Origin of the sequence: Bacillus sp. FSL K6-1033, assembly GCF_038630765.1 — a bacterium.
Lineage (GTDB): Bacteria > Bacillota > Bacilli > Bacillales > Bacillaceae > Bacillus > Bacillus altitudinis.
Genome location: NZ_CP152041.1, coordinates 1,208,692 through 1,227,213 on the forward strand (window position 1 = coordinate 1,208,692; position 18,522 = coordinate 1,227,213).

Consider the following 18,522-nt stretch of genomic DNA (forward strand, 5'->3'; position numbering starts at 1 on the left):
ACCATTTGAGGATGCAAACAAATAAAAAAGACCTGTTAGACAGGTCTTTTAAATTAAAGAATCGCATTTAACACAAAGTATATAAGTGCCCCTAGAGTTCCTGAAATCGGTAATGTGATCACCCAAGTGACAAGCATACGTTTTGCCGTACCCCAGTTGACTCCTTTTACTCTATGTGCAGATCCTACACCTAGAATAGAAGATGAGATCACGTGAGTGGTACTAACCGGTAAGTGAATAAATGTTGCACCGAAGATAATAGCTGCACCCGTTAAGTCTGCAGATACTCCGTTTACTGGACGAATCTTCATGATTTTACCACCGACTGTTTTAATAATCTTCCAGCCGCCAATAGACGTACCTAGTCCCATTGCAAGCGCACAAGAGAATTGTACCCAGAAAGGAATGTCGTCTGTTGTATGCAAATTACCTGCAATTAAAGCCATCGTAATAATTCCCATCGCTTTTTGCGCATCGTTTGTTCCGTGGGTATACGATTGCAGTGCAGCCGTTAAAATTTGAACACGTCGGAATTGTTTATTTGTTTTTGCGAGATTGTTGTTTCGGAATATAATTTTGATAATGGTATACACGATATATCCCAAAACAAAAGCCAGGATAGGTGAAAGCAATAGTGCTTGAATGATTTTAATGAATCCCGAATAGTTTAAAGCGCCAAAACCAGCAGAGGCAATAACAGCTCCTGCAATTGACCCGATCAGTGCGTGTGAAGAACTACTCGGAATCCCGTAATACCAAGTAAGCAAGTTCCAAGTAATGGCTGCAATTAAAGCAGCCAAAATGACGACAGATCCGTTTTGAAGTGTAAAAGGATCTGCGATGTCTTTTGTAATGGATTTTGCCACACCTGTAAATGTCATTGCTCCTAAGAAGTTCATAAACGCTGCCATAATAATAGCATGTCTAGGCTTTAACGCCTTTGTTGAAACAGAAGTAGCAATGGCATTTGCTGTATCGTGGAATCCGTTAATGAAATCAAAAGCAAGTGCACAAATGACAATAAGTATGGTAAGGATGAGTAATGTATCCATGTTTAACTAACCCCGTTACGCATTCTTCATAATGATTGTTTCTAGATTGTTGGCAACACTTTGACAGGAATCAGCGATTTCTTCAAGTGTTTCGTAAATTTCTTTGTATTGAATGACCTTAATTGGATCTGTTTCTTTTCCAAACAAGTTCTTTAGTGATTTGCGGTGAAGATTGTCACAATTATGCTCAATCTCTTTAATTTTGATTGCGTGCGGATGAATATCTTTCAAGCGATTATCAGCCAGTAATTCAATAGTCGTTAAAATTTCTTTCGCACATTCTCTGATGTAGTGACTGAATTTGTCGATATGTTCATCAGAGCTTGTAATTGAATAAATTTCTAATGTTGCTGAAAAATGCTCAATGCCGTCTAAAACATCGTCGAGGCTATTCGTCAATTGAAGTATGTCTTCACGTTCAATCGGTGTAATAAAGGCTTTGTTCAGCTCTTTAATCATGGTATGAACATGATTATCACCTTTTGTCTCATATTCCTTCAATGTGTCAGAAAATTCTTTCAGAGTGGTTTGATTTGTTACTTTATAGCTAACAAAATACTCAGCAGTTTCATCTAAATTTTTAGCAATTTCCGTTAACAAGACGGAAAACTTGTCTTTTTTCCTTTTTAACATGTAAAAACCCTCCATTGTATAAATGAGACAATGCACACATCAAATAATTATATATTCTTTTGTCGAAAAAAAACAGGTGTAGTCGAAAATTTCTTCACTTTTTCTATTTGATCTTATTCTGACCTAAAGATGTGATCTCAACTCACCTTTTTCAGAAAGGGGAAAAGAAAGCAAAAAAGCGGACCATTTTTGGCACCGCTTAAAAGTTAAGAAGCTGAATAAACAAGCTTAAATCGCTCACAAACAAGGAGCATATCTTCCTTAAATGTTAATCCGTACGGCTTAAGGGCTTCTGTGAAAAATTCTTCATGTTCTTTGTACCAATAGTCATATGAAAGATCGCCTTCACCTTCTGCTTTTGCAAATGATTCAGGAACCTCATTCATTGGCATGATATCTACTTGCGTGATCTCTATGATGGCTTTTGGTTCCTCCTGGCTATCCAAAATGACCGCATATTGACCGGGTTTTGGAAGAGGCTCTTGTTCTTTTTCGTAAAAAAGGTATCCAGAACAAGTGGCTGTTTTTTTTCCTTGTTGTACAAGGTCAAGCAAGTGATCTGGATTTGCACCAAATGCCCAAGCAGAAACAGAGGCGTGATCAGGAGTTTTTTCTGATTTTTCTTCCCAATAAGATTCCCAAAATAAAGTGCTTTTGTGGTTCATTCTTTTTCCCCCTTTGTTATGAGTTTATTATATCGTGAAGTTTCAAACTTGGAAAACGTATGTCTTTATTACTACGAGATGTGCATGTCATATGTTTTGAAAACATGTGTTTTGTTTGGCAGATATAGGATGATAGAATGAAAAATTTTGAAATTTTAGAATAATCTATTGTATTCTGGTCAAGAAGTCGGTAAGGTCAAAGTAAGAATATGGAAGGGGTGTTGTTCATGAAACGCATTTCTCTAACTGTTTTGTCCATATGTCTGTTTGTTTTCTCGTTTTTCCTGCCGGTCAGCCAAGTCACTGCAAACGAAACTCATGGGAATAAAGTAGCTGTTGGCAAAGATGGTATGGTGGCTACTGCACATCCGCTTGCATCGGAGATTGGTGCTGACGTATTGAAAAAAGGTGGAAACGCAGTGGATGCTGCTGTTGCCATTCAGTACGCACTTAACGTAACAGAGCCAATGATGTCTGGAATTGGCGGCGGCGGATTTATGATGGTTTATGATGGAAAGACAAAGGAAACATCCATCATCAATAGCAGAGAGCGAGCACCACAGGGCGCAACACCTGACATGTTTTTAACAGATGATGGAAAAGTAATTCCGTTTGCTGAGCGATCTACACATGGAAATGCGGTAGGTGTTCCAGGGACTGTAAGAGGTCTTGAAGCTGCATTAGATAAGTGGGGTACTCGTTCTATGAAGGAATTGATTGAGCCCTCCATTCAACTTGCAGAAGATGGTTTTGAAATTGATTCTGTCTTGGCAAAAGCGATTGATGATCACCAAGGAAAATTGAAAAAAACGGCTGCAGCGCCAATTTTTCTTCCAAATGATCAGCCGCTCGAAGAAGGAGATCTGCTTGTCCAGCCAGGTCTTGCAAAAACATTTAAACTCATTGCGAAAAAAGGAAGCAAAGCGTTTTATGAAGGAAAAGTAGCAAAGGCACTTGCAAATACAGTTCAAGATTTTGGCGGGACGATGACTTCAAAAGATATCAAACGTTATGAAGTCAAGACTGACAAGCCAATCTGGGGAGACTATAAAGGATATCAGCTTGCAAGCATGCCTCCACCAAGCTCAGGCGGGGTGTTTATGCTACAAATTCTCAAAATACTTGACCATTTTAACCTGTCTCAGTATGACCCCAAATCATTCGAAAAATATCAGCTGCTTGCTGAAACAATGCACCTCTCCTATGCTGACAGAGCCGCTTATGCCGGCGACCCCGAATTCGTAGATGTTCCACTAAAAGGACTATTAGACGATGATTACATTTCAGAAAGAGCCTCTCTCATTCAATTAGATCAAATGAATCGCAGCCCGAAAGAAGGAGATCCTTGGGCATATGAGGATGAGAAAAATCCATCTCCAATTGTTCCTCAGCCAGAAGATAAAACCATTGGTGAGACGACCCATTTTACTGTTGCAGATCAGTGGGGAAATGTTGTGTCATTTACAACTACCATTGAACAATTATTTGGTACAGGGATACTTGTTCCAGAGTATGGATTTTTCTTAAATAATGAACTGACTGATTTTGATGCAAGACCTGGCGGGGCAAATGAAGTCCAGCCCAATAAACGTCCGTTATCAAGTATGACTCCGACGATCATTTTTAAAGATGGAGAGCCTGTCATGACTGTTGGGTCTCCTGGTGGAACGACGATCATTGCTTCTGTTTCACAGACGATTCTCAATTTACTTGAATATGACATGGAGCTACAGGATGCGGTAGAAGAGCCAAGAATCTATACAAACAGCTTAACTTCGTATCGTTATGAAGTAGGTGTCCCTCTAGATGTAAGAACAAAGTTAAATGATATGGGTCACCAGTTTGGCAGTTCCCCTATTGATATAGGGAATGTGCAAGCTTTACTGATTGATCGAAAAGCAGGGACATTCACTGGAGTAGCTGATTCAACGAGAAATGGAACTGCTGTTGGTGTCAATCTAAAGGTAGCTGCAGATCAATAGCATTTCCCGGGAAAAGAAGCGCCTCATCAAGAAGGCGTTTCTTTTGTGTTTTCATTAAAATAAAAACATAGTTGACACCTGTGAATAGTTTGAATAATATATAGACTAACATCAATCATACATAGCTGATCGGACAACCGAAGGCTCTTGGCATTGACGTACAGAACTTTTTTGTACTTCAATCGCTGAGAGCCTTTTTTGCGTATTGAACTGAAAACGGCAAGGTTGGTGTCACTATTCAATGTGAAAGGGAGCGGATAACATGAAAAAATGGATATGGATTTCTATTGCGATGACACTTTTCATCATCACAAGTGCTGCATGCTCAAATGCGAATGAAGCCTCAAATCAAAAGGGAAAGATTGAGCTGTTGAATGTGTCATATGATCCTACCCGTGAATTGTATCAGGAATACAATCAAGCCTTTCAGACTTATTGGAAAGACAAAACCGGTGAAGATGTGACGATACAGCAGTCTCATGGAGGGTCAGGTAAGCAGGGGAGATCGATTATTGATGGACTCGAAGCAGACGTGGCTACACTTGCTCTTGGGTACGACATTGATGCCATTGCAGATCGAGGGCTACTTTCAAAGGATTGGCAAAAAGAATTTCCGAATCAGTCCACACCTTATACGTCTACTATTGTGTTTCTTGTGAAGAAAGGAAACCCCAAAAATATTAAAGACTGGGATGACTTGATTCAGCCAGGTGTATCTATCATCACACCAAATCCAAAAACGTCAGGCGGTGCAAGATGGAATTATTTAGCCGCATGGGCATATGCCGATAAAACCTTTCATGGGGATGAAGAAAAAACGAAGGATTTTGTGAAAAAGTTATATGAGCATGTCGAGGTGCTCGATTCAGGTGCTCGTGGCGCCACAACAACTTTTGTCGAGCGCGGTCTTGGTGACGTGTTAATTGCTTGGGAAAATGAAGCCTATTTAACACTGCATGAATTAGGCAAAGACAAATTTGAAATTGTCAGTCCCTCCATTAGTATTTTAGCAGAGCCGCCCGTTGCCGTTGTCGACCAAAATGTGAAACGAAAAGGAACAGAGAAAGTGGCAAAGGCTTATTTAGATTATTTGTATTCTAAAAAAGGTCAGGAAATTGCGGCGAAAAACTATTATCGACCAAGAAATCAAGAAGTGCTAAACAAATATAAAGATCAATTTAAAGAGATTGATATGGTGACCATTGATCAGGCATTTGGCGGATGGCGAAAGGCGCAGAAAAGATTTTTTGATGATGGCGGATTATTTGATCAAATATATAGCGGACAAAAATAGGGGGCGACGTGATGAAGAAAGGCTATGCTGCCGCCAATAAAAGAAAACGTGTATTGCCTGGATTCGGGCTGAGTCTCGGAGTGACACTTGTTTATGTTAGTGCGATTGTCGTGATTCCTTTATCTATGGTATTTATTTGGACGGCTTCATTAGGAGCAGAAGGAATTTGGAATGTCTTTAGTGATGCGCGGGTGCTAAAGTCGCTGCAGCTGACGGTTACGACTTCTTTTGCAGCTGCACTCATCAATGCAGGTTTCGGTGTACTGATCGCATGGGTTCTCACGCGGTACTCGTTTCCAGGAAAGAACATCCTGGATGCCCTCATCGATTTGCCGTTTGCTCTTCCAACGGCAGTGGCTGGCATCGCTTTGACGACTCTTTATTCTCCGAATGGGTGGATTGGGCAATTTTTGCATGTGAAGGTGGCATACACCCCGCTTGGTATTATTTTGGCACTGATTTTTATTGGCGTTCCATTTGTCATAAGAACGGTTCAACCGGTCATTGAGGGGCTTGAGCAGGAAGTGGAAGAGGCCGCAGCTATACTTGGTGCTACAAGAAAACAGACCTTTTTTCATGTACTGCTGCCTGCCTTGTTTCCAGCGGTGCTGACTGGATTTTCTCTTGCATTTGCAAGAGCACTCGGTGAATATGGCTCCGTTGTGTTTATAGCGGGAAATATTCCGTTTAAAACAGAGATTACACCACTGATGATCATGTCTAAGCTTGAGCAGTATGATTATCAAGGTGCCGCAGCCATTGCCTGTTTCATGCTGCTCTTATCATTTGTCATTTTGTTATTGATTCACGGATTGCAGTGGTTTGTCGAGCGGAAAAAACAAGTGGAAGTGAGGTGAGATGATTGGAAAGGGAGTTTATTAAAGAGCACCGCATCAAGTACAGGAGTCCTGTGACGGAATCAAAAGCGGTGAAGAGTATGTTGATTGGTGTGGTGTATGCTTTTTTGATTTTGTTTTTACTCATGCCGTTGATTGCTGTGTTTTCAAAGGCTTTTGAGAAAGGATGGAGTTCTTATCTTCTTGCCATCTCACATCCAGACACGCTTGCGGCAATTAAATTGACTGTTTTCATTGTGATGATCACATTGCCGCTTCAAATGATTTTTGGGGTCAGTGCTGCTTGGCTCATCACAAAATTTCATTTCCCGGGAAAACGTTTGTTAACGACTGTCATTGATCTTCCGTTTGCGGTGTCACCTGTCATTGCAGGACTTGTATTTGTACTTTTATTTGGTTCAAATGGACTTTTAGGACCGTGGCTTTTAGCAAATGGATGGAAAGTGATTTACTCTGTACCGGGGATGATTCTTGCGACCATCTTTGTGACATTTCCTTTTGTTGCGAGAGAGTTAATTCCGTTTATGCAAAATGAAGGCATTCATGAGGAAGAAGCATCGCTTACGCTTGGTGCCAGTGGGTGGAAGACCTTTTTCCTTGTGACACTTCCAAATATAAAATGGGCCCTTTTTTACGGCGCTATTTTAGCAGGGGCTAGGGCAATTGGTGAATTTGGTGCAGTGTCGGTTGTATCCGGTCATATCCGCGGAATGACGAATACGATGCCGCTTCATATAGAAATTCTATACAACGAGTATCAATTCCAAGCGGCTTTTGCCGTGGCCTCTCTCATGGCATTTGTAGCGGTCATTACATTAATCATCAAGCAGATCATTCAGCAGATGGATCATAGGCTTGGCAAGCGTTCAAAATAAATGGAGGGATCAGCCTTGGGGATTACAGTGAAACAAATATCAAAGCAATTTGGGCATACGAAGGTTTTGCAAAACGTGGATTTGACGATCGGAAATGGGGAATTGATTTCCTTACTTGGACCGTCTGGGTCAGGTAAGACGACTTTATTAAGAATTATTGCAGGGCTTGATGATGCGAATACAGGGCAGGTCTTATTTGGAGAACAGGATTATACTTATATTCCAGTGCGAAAACGGCAAATTGGTTTTGTCTTTCAGCAATATGCGCTTTTTCGAAATATGACGGTATTTGATAATGTGGCTTATGGATTGAAGATGAAACCTAGAGGAGAAAGGCTGCCTAAAAAAGACATCAAAGAGCGGGTGCATGAGCTGCTGAAAGTCGTTCAATTAACGCAGTATGAACATCGTTATCCAGAGCAGCTGTCAGGTGGACAAAAGCAGCGTGTAGCACTCGCGCGTGCACTTGCCGTCAAACCGAAAGCTCTTCTCTTAGATGAACCTTTTGGTGCACTAGATTCAAAGGTGAGAAAAGAATTAAGACATTGGCTGAAAAAAGTTCATCAAGAATTTCAAATGACGACCATCTTTGTGACGCATGATCAAGAAGAAGCGTTTGATATCGCTGATCGTGTTGTGGTGATGAATGAGGGCAGAATCGAAAAAATCGGCACAAAAAAAGAAATGACAGAGCAGACAGACAACCTTTTTGTATCTGAGTTTTTAGATATAGGAAGCCATATTTAACAAGAAGTTGATGTGATGTAATGAAAGAGATGCGGCAAAAAGCTGCATCATTTTTTATAAAAATTTTCCTAGGAACATTGACTTATAATTTCGAATATTATAATATCTTTACAAAGGTAACAGTATTGAACATTTTACAAAACATCTATTTGTAAGCGCTTCACAAAAGGTTCTATTTTAAAATGTTCATTCTTTTTGTTACATGTGTTCATATTTATACCAAATGAAAGGGGTGGTTGTTTGAACAGCTTGTTTGAGTTAGATCAACAGCTGATTGAGCTGCAATACGAAGCATCTTCAAGTGAGGAGGTGACTGCCTATTTAGCAGAAAGGTTAGAAACTGGAGGGTATATTAAATCGAGCTTTTTACCAGCAGTGCTTGAAAGAGAAAAAACATATCCGACCGGTCTTCCTCTTGCGACCTTTGGGGTAGCCATTCCCCATACAGATCCTGAACATGTAAACAAACCGGCGATCAGTGTAGCGACATTAAAGGAACCTGTTATTTTTCATAAGATGGGAAGCCCTCATGAGACAGTTCAAGCCAAAATTGTGTTCGTTCTGGCAATCTCTGAACCTAGTAAGCAGCTCGTGATGTTAGAGAAACTGATGACGCTTTTCAGAAAAGAAGAAGTAATGACAAGTTTATCTCACATGACATCGTATGAAGAAGCCGTTGATGTACTTCAAAAAGAATTAAACCAATAGCTATTCACGACATAATGTAAGCGCTTTATTTAAAATCAGGAGGTGGATGTATGATCAAGCAAGCCGTCGATTTCATCTTAGACTTAGGGCCAACAATTATGCTCCCAATTATTATGACATTATTCGGTATGATTTTAAGGCAAGGATTTAAAAAATCCTTCCGTGCAGGTATTACCATCGGAATTGGATTTGTCGGGGTCAATCTGGTCATTAATTTACTTGTAAGCGGTCTTGGACCAGCAGCCAAAGCCATGGTCAATTCTCTTGGATTAAAGCTTGATATTTTAGATGTCGGTTGGCCGATTGGAGCCGCCATTTCATTTGGTACACCTGTTGCCCCTTTGATGATTCCTCTTGTGCTCTTGTTAAATGTCATTTTGCTGTCTGTTAACTTTACGAAAACATTGAATGTGGATATTTGGAATTTCTGGCATTTGATTTTCGCTGCTTCTGTTACTTACTACGCTTATCATAATATGTTCTTAGCTCTTGCCGTTGGTTTAATCGTTTCTGCGATTACACTAAAACTCGCCGATTGGACGGCACCGACGATTGAACACCATTTCGGATTAAAAGGCGTATCGATGGCTCATGCTGAAACGGTCAACTTCGCTCCGCTCATGTATGCGTCAAACCGCGTGATTGATAAAATCCCTGGTCTAAACAAAATTCATGCGGATCCAGAAACTTTGAAAAAACGTTTTGGCATCTTTGGTGAACCGCTTGTGATGGGTCTTATACTTGGTATCATTATTGGTCTTCTTGGGGGCTATGATGCAAAAGGTGTCATGACCCTTGGAATTCAAATGGCTGCAGTGCTTGTGTTAATGCCAAGAATGGTTGCTTTATTAATGGAAGGACTTATTCCAATCTCTGAGGGTGCTCGTTCTTATATTCAAAAGCGTTTCCCTGGAAAAAATGTCTATATTGGTTTGGATACAGCGATTGTCATTGGTCATCCAGCGAATATGGCTGTAGCCCTTTTGATGGTGCCAATCACCATTTTGCTCGCTGTCGTTCTTCCTTACAATGGTATGCTGCCGTTTGCAGACTTATCGGTTCTGCCATTTACAGTAGTATGGGCAGTAGCAGCCGCTCGTGGGAATATTATTCGCGGCCTCATTAACAGTATTTTTACCTTAATGATTGTCTTCTTCATTGCAACGAACCTTGCACCACTCGCCACAACAATGGGGAAAGCAGTTGGTTTCGACTTCCCAGAAGGGGCAAATATGATCTCTGGTATCGATCTTGGTTCACACGTCATTCCTTGGATCATGGTGAGACTTCTTGATCCGAGCAATCCTTACTTCATTGCAGCGATTGTCTGTGCACTGGCATATGCGCTTCTTTGGTACTGGGTGCGAAATGATATTAAAAAGCAGTATGCAAAAGAAATGGGCTTAGATCAAAAAGATCAATAAACGAGGTGGAGGGATTCTCATGGCAAAAAAAATATTAGTATCTTGCGGAACGGCAGTTGCTACGTCAACGGTTGTGGCAAAAAAGGTAGAAGAGACATTAAAGGAAAAAGGATACGATGTCATCGTTGAACAGTGTAAGGCATCTGAGGTTCCGCAGAAAGCGGAGGGTGCTGATTTAATTGTGACGACAACGCCTGTTAGTGATACAAAAGGAACGCCTGTGATTCAAACGTTATCTTTTTTAACGGGATTTGGCATTGAAGATGATATTGAAAAAATTATCGATCATATTAAGTGAACGATGATTGCGTGGAGGAGCTGCGAAAGCTCCTTCCATGTCATTTGAAAGGGGGAGCTCTCATGCAGCAGCATGCTTATAGCCGAACGTCTGCCATGTTTTCTATTTTCCTTCCGGCCTTGTTAATATGTGTGTTTTTTCTCTGGTCTCTTTATACGTTGATGTCGGCAGGACCTGAGCCATTAGCTGTGTTAGGTGTCTATACGCTGCCTATCCTTATGCTTTCTAGCATCACTGGCCTGAATCAGCCAACGAATATCATGATTAGTGAAGATGAGCTGAAAATAGGTGCTTTTGGCAGGTGGCACACATATGCCGTGTCCGATATTAAAGGAAAATTGTTTTTAAAACCATATCCTCATATCGGGAAAGTATATGTCAGAGTGGGACCTGCGCGAATATTTGGCGGACGCTACTGGATTTCAAGTGAGATGAGTGAGTACAAGCAGCTCGTTCAATCCTTGCAGAGTCTTGCGACATGTGATGAAAAGGAGGATGCGGCTAAATGAAATCAGCTGTCTTTTATTCTTCAGAGGACATTCGTTACGAGGAGCGGAAGCGGCCAGCCATTGGTGATGATGAAGTGTTATTAAAAATGCGTGCCTGCGGGTTATGCGGGACGGATATTTATAAAGCGACACATGAGACGATACCTCCTGGCACAGTGCTAGGGCATGAAATCGCTGGTGACATTATCGAAACAGGCCGTCACGTCACACATGTTCAAACGGGAGACAGGGTGTATGTAGCGCATCATGTCCCTTGTTTTACTTGTGACTTTTGTCAAAGAGGATTTTATACAATGTGCCCGCAATTTGCAGCCACAAATGTAGAGCCGGGCGGTTTTTCGGAATATATTCGTGTTCCTGCTTTACATGTTAAGCATACAATGGGCAAGCTCCCACATGACGTCTCATATGAACAAGGAGCGATGGTCGAACCGGTTGCCTGCTGTCTTCACGGCTTTGAAAGGGCGCCCGTTCATCCTGGAGATTCGGTCTTGATTCTTGGAGCGGGGCAAATTGGCTGCATTCAATTACAGCTTGCCAAATATTATTTGGCTGGAAAAGTGATGATCACAGACGTAAATGAGAACAGGCTCCTTCAAGCAAGAAATCTTGGGGCGGACGTCGCTTTTCATCCAGCATCTGAGCCAGTAGAAAACCGCGTCATGAAAGAAACAGATGGAAAGGGAGCGGACCTTGTCATTATTTCTGTGGGTAGTAGTGCGCTTTTAAAAGAAGCATTTCAAGCTGTCGCAAGAGGCGGAACGATTTTGGTCTTTGCTCACTTTCCGAAAGGGGATGTCTCCATTCCAGCAGAACGTTTTTTCCATGATGAAGTGAAAGTAGTCGGAGCTTATTCCTCGCATCCCTATCATTATCGTGAAGCGCTAGAGCTCTTAAAAGCGAAAGTCGTTCATACAGAAAAAATGGTGACGCATCGATATCCATTAAGTCAGCTTCGTCAGGCGATAGAATGCGCTAGGCATCCAGAAGGTGAAAGTGTCAAAATCATGATGTATCCAGATGAATGAGAATGTACGAGATGGAGAGAAAGAGAAGGTCTTTGGAAAAGGGCTTTGCCTTTCTCTTTTTTTCTGAAAAAAGATGAAAACGCTTAAAAAATAAACGGAAATGCTTGACTTCAATGAGAGTTAAACGTATGATAATTACAAATGTAACATATAAGAACAAATGTAAAGGGGAGAGAAGAAATGCAAAAACAAATCACTTTGCCTGAACAGATTAGTCATGAGAAATTAGCAGATTTATATAAACAAATGTGGTTAGTAAGATATTTTGATGAAAAGGTCGATCAATTCTTTGCTAAAGGATTAATCCATGGAACGACCCATTTATGTGTTGGACAGGAAGCATCGGCTGTTGGATCTATTGCTGTGTTAAAGGATGAAGATAAGATTGTCAGTACACACCGCGGACATGGTCACTGTATTGCAAAAGGTGCAGAGGTCAATAAAATGATGGCTGAACTGTTCGGACGTGAAACGGGTTACTGCAAAGGAAAAGGCGGCTCCATGCATATTGCCGACTTAGAAAAAGGAAACCTTGGGGCAAATGGAATTGTTGGCGGCGGTATTCCGCTTGCAACAGGTGCGGCGCTCACGTCCAAGATGAAAAAGGAAGGCTTTGTGGTCCTTTGTTTCTTCGGAGACGGCGCCACAAATGAAGGCAGCTTCCATGAAGCGCTGAATCTTGCTTCCATTTGGGATTTACCTGTTGTGTTTATTTGTGAAAACAACCAATACGGCATGTCTGGTCCTGTGAAAGAAATGATCAACATTGAAGACATCTCAACAAGAGCAGAAAGCTATGGAATCCCAGGAAAATCGATTGATGGAAATGACATGGTTGAGATTATGAACACAGTAGATGAAGCGGTCAGCCGTGCAAGAGCTGGAGAAGGTCCATCACTCATTGAAATGAAAACGTATCGCTGGAAGGGTCACTCAAAGAGTGATGCGAAAAAATACCGTACACGTGAAGAAGAAACAGAATGGAGACAAAAAGACGGAATTAAACGCTTTAAGTCACTCTTAATGGAGCTAGATGTTCTGACAGAAGAGCAGGCTGCTCGTTTACAAGAAGAAGCGAAACAAGAGATCGAGGCATCTGTTGAATTTGCGAAAAATAGTAAAGAACCATCAATTGACACACTATTAGAGGATGTATACGCCTAATTAGGAGGGGAATCACGTGACAAACACGACAATGAGAGAGATTTCATATTTAGAAGCCGTTCGAGAAGCAATGAGTCAGGAAATGAGAAAAAATCAAGATGTCTTCATTTTAGGTGAAGATATCGGCGTATACGGTGGCGCATTTGGTGTCACGCGCGGGATGATCGAGGAATTCGGTCCAGAACGCGTCCGCAATACGCCGATTTCAGAGGCTGCCATCGCAGGAGGCGCAGTCGGAGCGGCTTTGACAGGGATGCGTCCGATTTTAGAACTACAATTCTCTGACTTTATTACAATTGCAATGGATCAGCTTGTAAACCAAGCAGCGAAAACACGTTACATGTTTGGCGGAAAAGGGAAGGTGCCGCTTGTTGTCAGAACACCAGCAGGTTCTGGGACAGGTGCCGCAGCGCAGCACTCCCAAAGCTTAGAAGCGTGGATGGCTCATATTCCTGGACTAAAGGTGGTTCAGCCTTCAACAGCTTATGATGCAAAAGGACTTTTAAAAGCAGCAATGGATGATGACAACCCTGTCATTTTCTATGAACACAAGCTTTTATATAAAACAATTGGTGAAGTACCAGAAGAGCAGTACTCGATTCCTTTAGGGAAAGCGGATGTGAAGAGAAGCGGAAAGGACGTCACAATTGTCGCAACAGCCATTATGGTGCATAAAGCGCTCGAAGCAGCGAAGGAACTTGAAGCGGAAGGGATCGATGTCGAGATCATTGATCCGAGAACGCTCGTCCCATTAGATGAAGAAACCATTATTGAATCTGTGAAAAAAACAGGCAAATGTATCGTTGTGCATGAGGCAGTGAAACGAGGCGGCTACGGCGGAGAGATTGCCAGTATGATAGCGGAAAGTGAAGCCTTCGACTATTTAGATGCGCCTATTAAACGACTTGGTGGTCTTGCCGTCCCAATACCGTACAACCCAACGCTGGAAAAAGCAGTCATTCCACAAGTGCCAGATATTATTGAAGCAGCAAAAGAGCTCGTGCGCTCTTAAGTAAAGGGGAGAAGATCATGCCAAAAGAGATATTTATGCCGAAGCTAAGCAGTACGATGGAGATCGGTACCTTGCTTCAATGGTTTAAAGAAGAAGGAGATTCGGTTGAAATCGGTGAGCCTCTATTTGAGATTATGACAGACAAAATCAATATCGAGGTTGAAGCCTATGATGATGGCGTTTTTCTAAAGAAATATTACGAAGCAGATGATCAGATTCCAGTTAATGCTGTCATTGGATATATCGGAGAGGCTAATGAGCAGGTACCGAGCGAGCCGCCAGCGCAGTCAGATGAAGCATCTTCTGAAGACAGCGGAACGTCATCACCATCTGAACCATCTGTTTCGACTGAAGTTGAACCAGCGGTGGGTGAGAAAGTACGCGCAACTCCTGCAGCGAGAAAAACGGCAAAAGATCACCAAGTAGCCATTCACGAAGTATCTGGTACAGGACCAAAAGGCAGAATTCAAAAACGGGATGTCGAAGCGGCCCTTCACACGAACGAGGAAGGCCAGCGCGTATCACCACTTGCAGGAAAAGTGGCTGCTCGTGAAGGGATCGACTTAGCGAATGTTGCTGGTTCTGGCGCTCACGGCAAAATCATGAAGAGTGATGTGACAGCAGCAGGCGCACAAAAGGCAGAGGCTGCTCCAGTGAGAACACAAAAACTAGCCGGGATGAGAAAAGTGATCGCAGATCGCATGTCACAAAGTGCCTTTACAGCGCCGCACGTCACATTAACAAGTGAAATTGATATGACAAAAGCAAAAGAAGTGCGCAAACAGCTGCTCCCAGCGATTGAAAAAGAGACAGGCTACAGATTGTCGTTTACAGAAATCATCATCCATGCGGTCAGCAGTGTCCTCACGCGCCATCCGCAAATCAATATGACGTTTGAACAAAATGAGCTCCATTTCCATGAGGATGTGCACATTGGTCTTGCGGTTGCTGTGAAAGACGGCTTAATGGTTCCGGTCATCTCTCATGCAAATCAAAAAGGGCTGAAACAGCTCACAAAAGAAGCAAAAGAAATTGGTCGAAATGCACGCGATCAAAAGCTACTGCCAGACCAGTTGAAGGGGTCTACATTTACCATTAGTAACTTAGGGATGTATGCCATTGACACGTTTACCCCAATTATTAATCAGCCGGAAGTGGCGATTTTAGGTGTTGGACGCATTCAAGAAAAACCTGTAGTGATCGATGGAGAAATTCAGGTGCGGCCAATGATGGGCGTCAGTTTATCATTTGATCATCGAGTGGTAGATGGTGCACCAGCAGCCGCCTTTTTAACAGACCTTAAAAAAGTGCTTGAACAACCATTTGAATTGCTAATGTAGGAGATGAATCGGATGACAAAAACGTATGATCTGACAGTCATTGGTGGAGGGCCTGGCGGATATACTGCCGCCCTTCAAGCCGCTGAACGTGGACACAAGGTTGCATTGATTGAAGAGGATTTTCTAGGGGGGACTTGTTTAAATCGAGGCTGTATCCCTTCAAAGACACTGCTCAAACATGCAGAAGTCATTGAATCCATTGAGAAAGCAAAAAGCTGGGGAATCGAAACAGGTGAGATGGTTCTTTCCTTCGATAAAATGAGAAAACGTAAAGATGATGTCATCGAAAAACTCAGGGGCGGAATCGCCTTTTTATTAAAGCAAGGAAAGATTGATGTATATAACGGCAGAGGCACAGCTGTGACAAAAAATCGCATTGACATTGAAAAACAAGATGGATCAGAAACGATTGAAACAAAAGAGCTGATCATTGCCACTGGCTCATCACCTGCTATTCCGCCTATTCCAGGGCTCAAAGAGATTCAATTTGACACAAGTGATACGATCTTTGACATCCCAGATATTCCTGCATCTGTCGTCATTATTGGCGGGGGTGTAATTGGTCTTGAGCTGGCATGCATCTTCCAGAGTCTCCAATCAAAAGTCACCATTATAGAAGCCGCTCCGTCGATTATTCCGCAGGAAGATGAAGAAGCGTCGAAATTACTAGAAAAAGAATTGAAGAAAAAAGGCATCCATATCGCAAAGAAAACGACGGTGACAGAGGTAACAGAAAGCGAAGGAGTCAAAGCAATTCATGCGACAGACGATAAAGGAGAGACGCACATCTTTACGGCTGAAAGACTGCTAGTTTGCGTCGGAAGAAGACCAAATGTCTCTGCTGTCAGTCAGCTGGACCTTCAGCTGGATGGTCCTTTTATTAAAGTAAACGATGAGATGAAGACAAGTGCTGAAGGTGTATATGCAATTGGAGATGTAGCCGGCGGCTATCAGCTCGCTCATGCGGCGATGGCAGAGGCAGCTGTTGCGGTTAGCAATATATGCGGCGAGCCTGAAAAAATGAATCACGACATCGTTCCTAGATGTATTTATACATTGCCAGAAGTAGCGAGTGTGGGACTGACAGAGAAAGAGGCAAAAGCCAAAGGGCTAAACGTGCGGGCAGAGCGATTTGATTTAGCTGCAAGCGGAAAAGCGTTGGCAGCAGGTGTTCAAACCGGTTTTATTAAACTCGTGTACGATACCGTATATGGTGAAGTCATTGGCGCTACAATGGTTGGTCCGCATGTAACGGAGATGATATCAGAGGCTTCTTCATTTATGTATTTAGAAGGAACAGCTGAAGAGATGGCCAAAATGATTCACCCGCATCCAACCATCTCAGAAGGCTTTTATGAAGCAGCTCTTGATATTGTGAGTAAGCTGAGAAAATAAATGCCAAACAAGGGATAGGGAGGAGATCCGTGTGCACGTCCAGCTTCATCAGAAAGTGGCACTTGTGACAGATAGCACAGATGGATTTGGAGAAGCCATCTGCCTGGCTTTGGCCCAGGCAGGTGCACATGTTTTCATACACGCTTTTCGTGATGAATCAAAAGCAAAGTCGATAAGCGAAGACATTGAAAAATTAGGCGGCCAATCGACTGTTGTCATCAATCCGCTTGAGACACCGCGTGATGCTACGCTTATGCTAAGACAAGTCATCGATACATGCGGCAAGCTTGATATTTTAGTCAATCAAGCCGAGCAAAAAGCAGGTGAGGAGATTGATGACGTAAATCCTGAGATCTGGGTCGATGAAGTGGAAAGATCCGTAAATACAGTCTTTCTTTCCAGTCAAGCTGCTGTTTGGCATATGGTGGATCAGAAGCAGGGCTGCATCATTAATATTTCCTCATCAGGCAGCATAACAGGTGATGGCGGGATCTCACATGCTACATCAAATAGTATGTTGAATGCCATGACAAAAGGATTAGCGCGCGAATTTAAAGACAAAGGCATCCGGGTATTGGCACTACTTCCGCCGCCTCTCCATTTGCTTCCTGACAAAGAGCAAATCAAGGAGACGGTGGCTCATATGACGGTTTTCTTAAGTACATCGTACGGTGCATTTACAGATGGAGCAGCAATTATGCTTGATGGGGGTGAGAGCGCTGGCTAATCAACAAAAACCAGTTCTCATCGTAGGTGGCGCCCAAGGCATCGGCAAAGAAATTGCTCAGCGTTTTTTAAAAGAAGGGCATCGTGTAGCTGTGTCAGATATAGATGAACAGGGACTTTCGCTTTTAAAACAACAGCATCCTCAGCTGCTGACGTTCCAAGCTGACGTTTCATCGTGGGAAAGTGTTCAGCAAATGGCGTCAGCAGCTGAAAGGGAGTTGGGTGGCATTGGGCATCTTGTCTATTCAGCAGGAATGACGAAATCCCTTCCTTTTTTAGAGGTTGATTTTTCCCTTTGGAAAAAGACACTGGCTGTGAATCTATATGGTCTTTTCTATTGCATCAAAGCATTAGCACCCTATCTATGTGAGCGGAAAGAAGGCAGCGTTGTCATTATTGGATCAGGATCTGCGATAACAGGCTCTGGCGGCGGCATCCAGTATTACGCGTCAAAAGCCGGGGCATTTGGTCTCATGCGTTCGCTTGTAAAGGAATTGGGTTCCCATCATGTCCGCATCAATGTCATTGCACCGCGCGTCATTGAATCTCAGATGCTTGATACGCTCTATCCGACTGAGCTTGAGAAAAGTCAGCTTCGATCCCTTATTCCTATCGGGAGATTAGGAAAACCAGAAGATATTGCTGGAGTCACTTTATTTCTCGCAAGTGACGAGGGAAGCTATTTGCACGGACAGATACTCTTATTAGATGGCGGGAGAACGTATCAGCCTAAATATAGCGAGGGAAAAAGAGCGGAGAGTTAATCGCTCTTTTTTTATTTTCATAACAATTGTTCCAATTAGAAACGAATGT

The 18,522-nt window shown here is 42.5% G+C and carries 19 protein-coding genes; 16 read left to right on the top strand and 3 right to left on the bottom strand.

All coding sequences use genetic code 11. The features are described from left to right. Window positions 1-53: 53 nt before the first annotated feature. From MHH31_RS06095 to MHH31_RS06105, 3 genes are all read right to left on the bottom strand, one after another. Window positions 54-1,052: an inorganic phosphate transporter gene (locus tag MHH31_RS06095; RefSeq protein WP_017359158.1), complete on the bottom strand. Its 999-nt coding sequence runs from the start codon at window positions 1,050-1,052 to the stop codon at window positions 54-56. A 15-nt stretch (window positions 1,053-1,067) separates the two neighbouring features. Continuing rightward, the gene (locus MHH31_RS06100) at window positions 1,068-1,685 is read right to left on the bottom strand and encodes a DUF47 domain-containing protein (protein WP_017359157.1); all 618 of its coding nucleotides are present in this window, start codon (window positions 1,683-1,685) and stop codon (window positions 1,068-1,070) included. Between the two features lie 206 nt (window positions 1,686-1,891). Next, the gene (locus MHH31_RS06105; RefSeq protein ID WP_073414248.1) at window positions 1,892-2,350 is read right to left on the bottom strand and encodes an ASCH domain-containing protein; all 459 of its coding nucleotides are present in this window, start codon (window positions 2,348-2,350) and stop codon (window positions 1,892-1,894) included. Between the two features lie 227 nt (window positions 2,351-2,577). On the opposite strand from MHH31_RS06105, the gene ggt reads away from it, so the two are divergent. The 16 genes from ggt to MHH31_RS06185 all read left to right on the top strand — a co-directional run bounded on the left by ggt (window position 2,578) and on the right by MHH31_RS06185 (window position 18,473). Then, window positions 2,578-4,332: a gamma-glutamyltransferase gene (gene ggt / locus MHH31_RS06110; protein ID WP_342495377.1), complete on the top strand. Its 1,755-nt coding sequence runs from the start codon at window positions 2,578-2,580 to the stop codon at window positions 4,330-4,332. A 262-nt stretch (window positions 4,333-4,594) separates the two neighbouring features. Then, window positions 4,595-5,626 carry a sulfate ABC transporter substrate-binding protein gene (locus MHH31_RS06115; RefSeq protein ID WP_058337450.1) on the top strand — a complete coding sequence of 344 codons (1,032 nt, stop codon included), beginning with the start codon at window positions 4,595-4,597 and terminating at the stop codon, window positions 5,624-5,626. 11 nt (window positions 5,627-5,637) lie between these two features. Further along, complete coding sequence (gene cysT, locus MHH31_RS06120; RefSeq protein WP_024719596.1) at window positions 5,638-6,483, top strand: sulfate ABC transporter permease subunit CysT; 846 nt, start codon at window positions 5,638-5,640, stop codon at window positions 6,481-6,483. A gap of 5 nt (window positions 6,484-6,488) precedes the next feature. Continuing rightward, window positions 6,489-7,358 (top strand): sulfate ABC transporter permease subunit CysW, encoded by an 870-nt coding sequence (cysW, locus tag MHH31_RS06125; protein ID WP_342495378.1) that lies wholly within the window; start codon window positions 6,489-6,491, stop codon window positions 7,356-7,358. Between the two features lie 15 nt (window positions 7,359-7,373). Then, window positions 7,374-8,105: a sulfate ABC transporter ATP-binding protein gene (gene cysA, locus MHH31_RS06130; protein ID WP_342495379.1), complete on the top strand. Its 732-nt coding sequence runs from the start codon at window positions 7,374-7,376 to the stop codon at window positions 8,103-8,105. A gap of 240 nt (window positions 8,106-8,345) precedes the next feature. Continuing rightward, window positions 8,346-8,813, top strand: coding sequence for a PTS sugar transporter subunit IIA (locus MHH31_RS06135; RefSeq protein WP_008346265.1), 468 nt, complete (start codon window positions 8,346-8,348; stop codon window positions 8,811-8,813). Window positions 8,814-8,863: 50 nt separating this feature from the next. Beyond that, on the top strand, window positions 8,864-10,237 hold the full coding sequence (locus MHH31_RS06140; RefSeq protein WP_007498866.1) for a PTS transporter subunit IIC: 1,374 nt from the start codon (window positions 8,864-8,866) through the stop codon (window positions 10,235-10,237). 19 nt (window positions 10,238-10,256) lie between these two features. Next, a complete protein-coding gene (locus MHH31_RS06145; protein WP_017367077.1) occupies window positions 10,257-10,535 on the top strand; it encodes a PTS sugar transporter subunit IIB in 279 nt (92 codons plus the stop codon). A 62-nt stretch (window positions 10,536-10,597) separates the two neighbouring features. Then, a complete protein-coding gene (locus MHH31_RS06150) occupies window positions 10,598-11,044 on the top strand; it encodes a hypothetical protein (protein ID WP_008346260.1) in 447 nt (148 codons plus the stop codon). After that, a complete protein-coding gene (locus tag MHH31_RS06155) occupies window positions 11,041-12,072 on the top strand; it encodes an alcohol dehydrogenase catalytic domain-containing protein (protein ID WP_342495380.1) in 1,032 nt (343 codons plus the stop codon). Before MHH31_RS06150 ends, MHH31_RS06155 begins: the two co-directional genes overlap by 4 nt. Before the next feature lie 180 nt (window positions 12,073-12,252). Beyond that, window positions 12,253-13,236 (top strand): pyruvate dehydrogenase (acetyl-transferring) E1 component subunit alpha, encoded by a 984-nt coding sequence (pdhA, locus tag MHH31_RS06160; RefSeq protein ID WP_048001645.1) that lies wholly within the window; start codon window positions 12,253-12,255, stop codon window positions 13,234-13,236. Between the two features lie 31 nt (window positions 13,237-13,267). Continuing rightward, on the top strand, window positions 13,268-14,248 hold the full coding sequence (locus tag MHH31_RS06165; RefSeq protein WP_026050078.1) for an alpha-ketoacid dehydrogenase subunit beta: 981 nt from the start codon (window positions 13,268-13,270) through the stop codon (window positions 14,246-14,248). Between the two features lie 17 nt (window positions 14,249-14,265). After that, window positions 14,266-15,588, top strand: a complete 1,323-nt coding sequence (locus MHH31_RS06170) for a dihydrolipoamide acetyltransferase family protein (protein ID WP_178897143.1) — start codon at window positions 14,266-14,268, stop codon at window positions 15,586-15,588. A gap of 12 nt (window positions 15,589-15,600) precedes the next feature. Beyond that, window positions 15,601-16,983: a dihydrolipoyl dehydrogenase gene (gene lpdA, locus MHH31_RS06175; RefSeq protein WP_056407862.1), complete on the top strand. Its 1,383-nt coding sequence runs from the start codon at window positions 15,601-15,603 to the stop codon at window positions 16,981-16,983. A gap of 31 nt (window positions 16,984-17,014) precedes the next feature. Next, window positions 17,015-17,710 (top strand): SDR family NAD(P)-dependent oxidoreductase, encoded by a 696-nt coding sequence (locus tag MHH31_RS06180; RefSeq protein ID WP_342495381.1) that lies wholly within the window; start codon window positions 17,015-17,017, stop codon window positions 17,708-17,710. After that, window positions 17,688-18,473, top strand: coding sequence for an SDR family oxidoreductase (locus MHH31_RS06185; RefSeq protein WP_024719604.1), 786 nt, complete (start codon window positions 17,688-17,690; stop codon window positions 18,471-18,473). The genes MHH31_RS06180 and MHH31_RS06185 overlap by 23 nt, the downstream gene beginning before the upstream one ends. The last annotated feature ends 49 nt before the right edge of the window (window positions 18,474-18,522 follow it).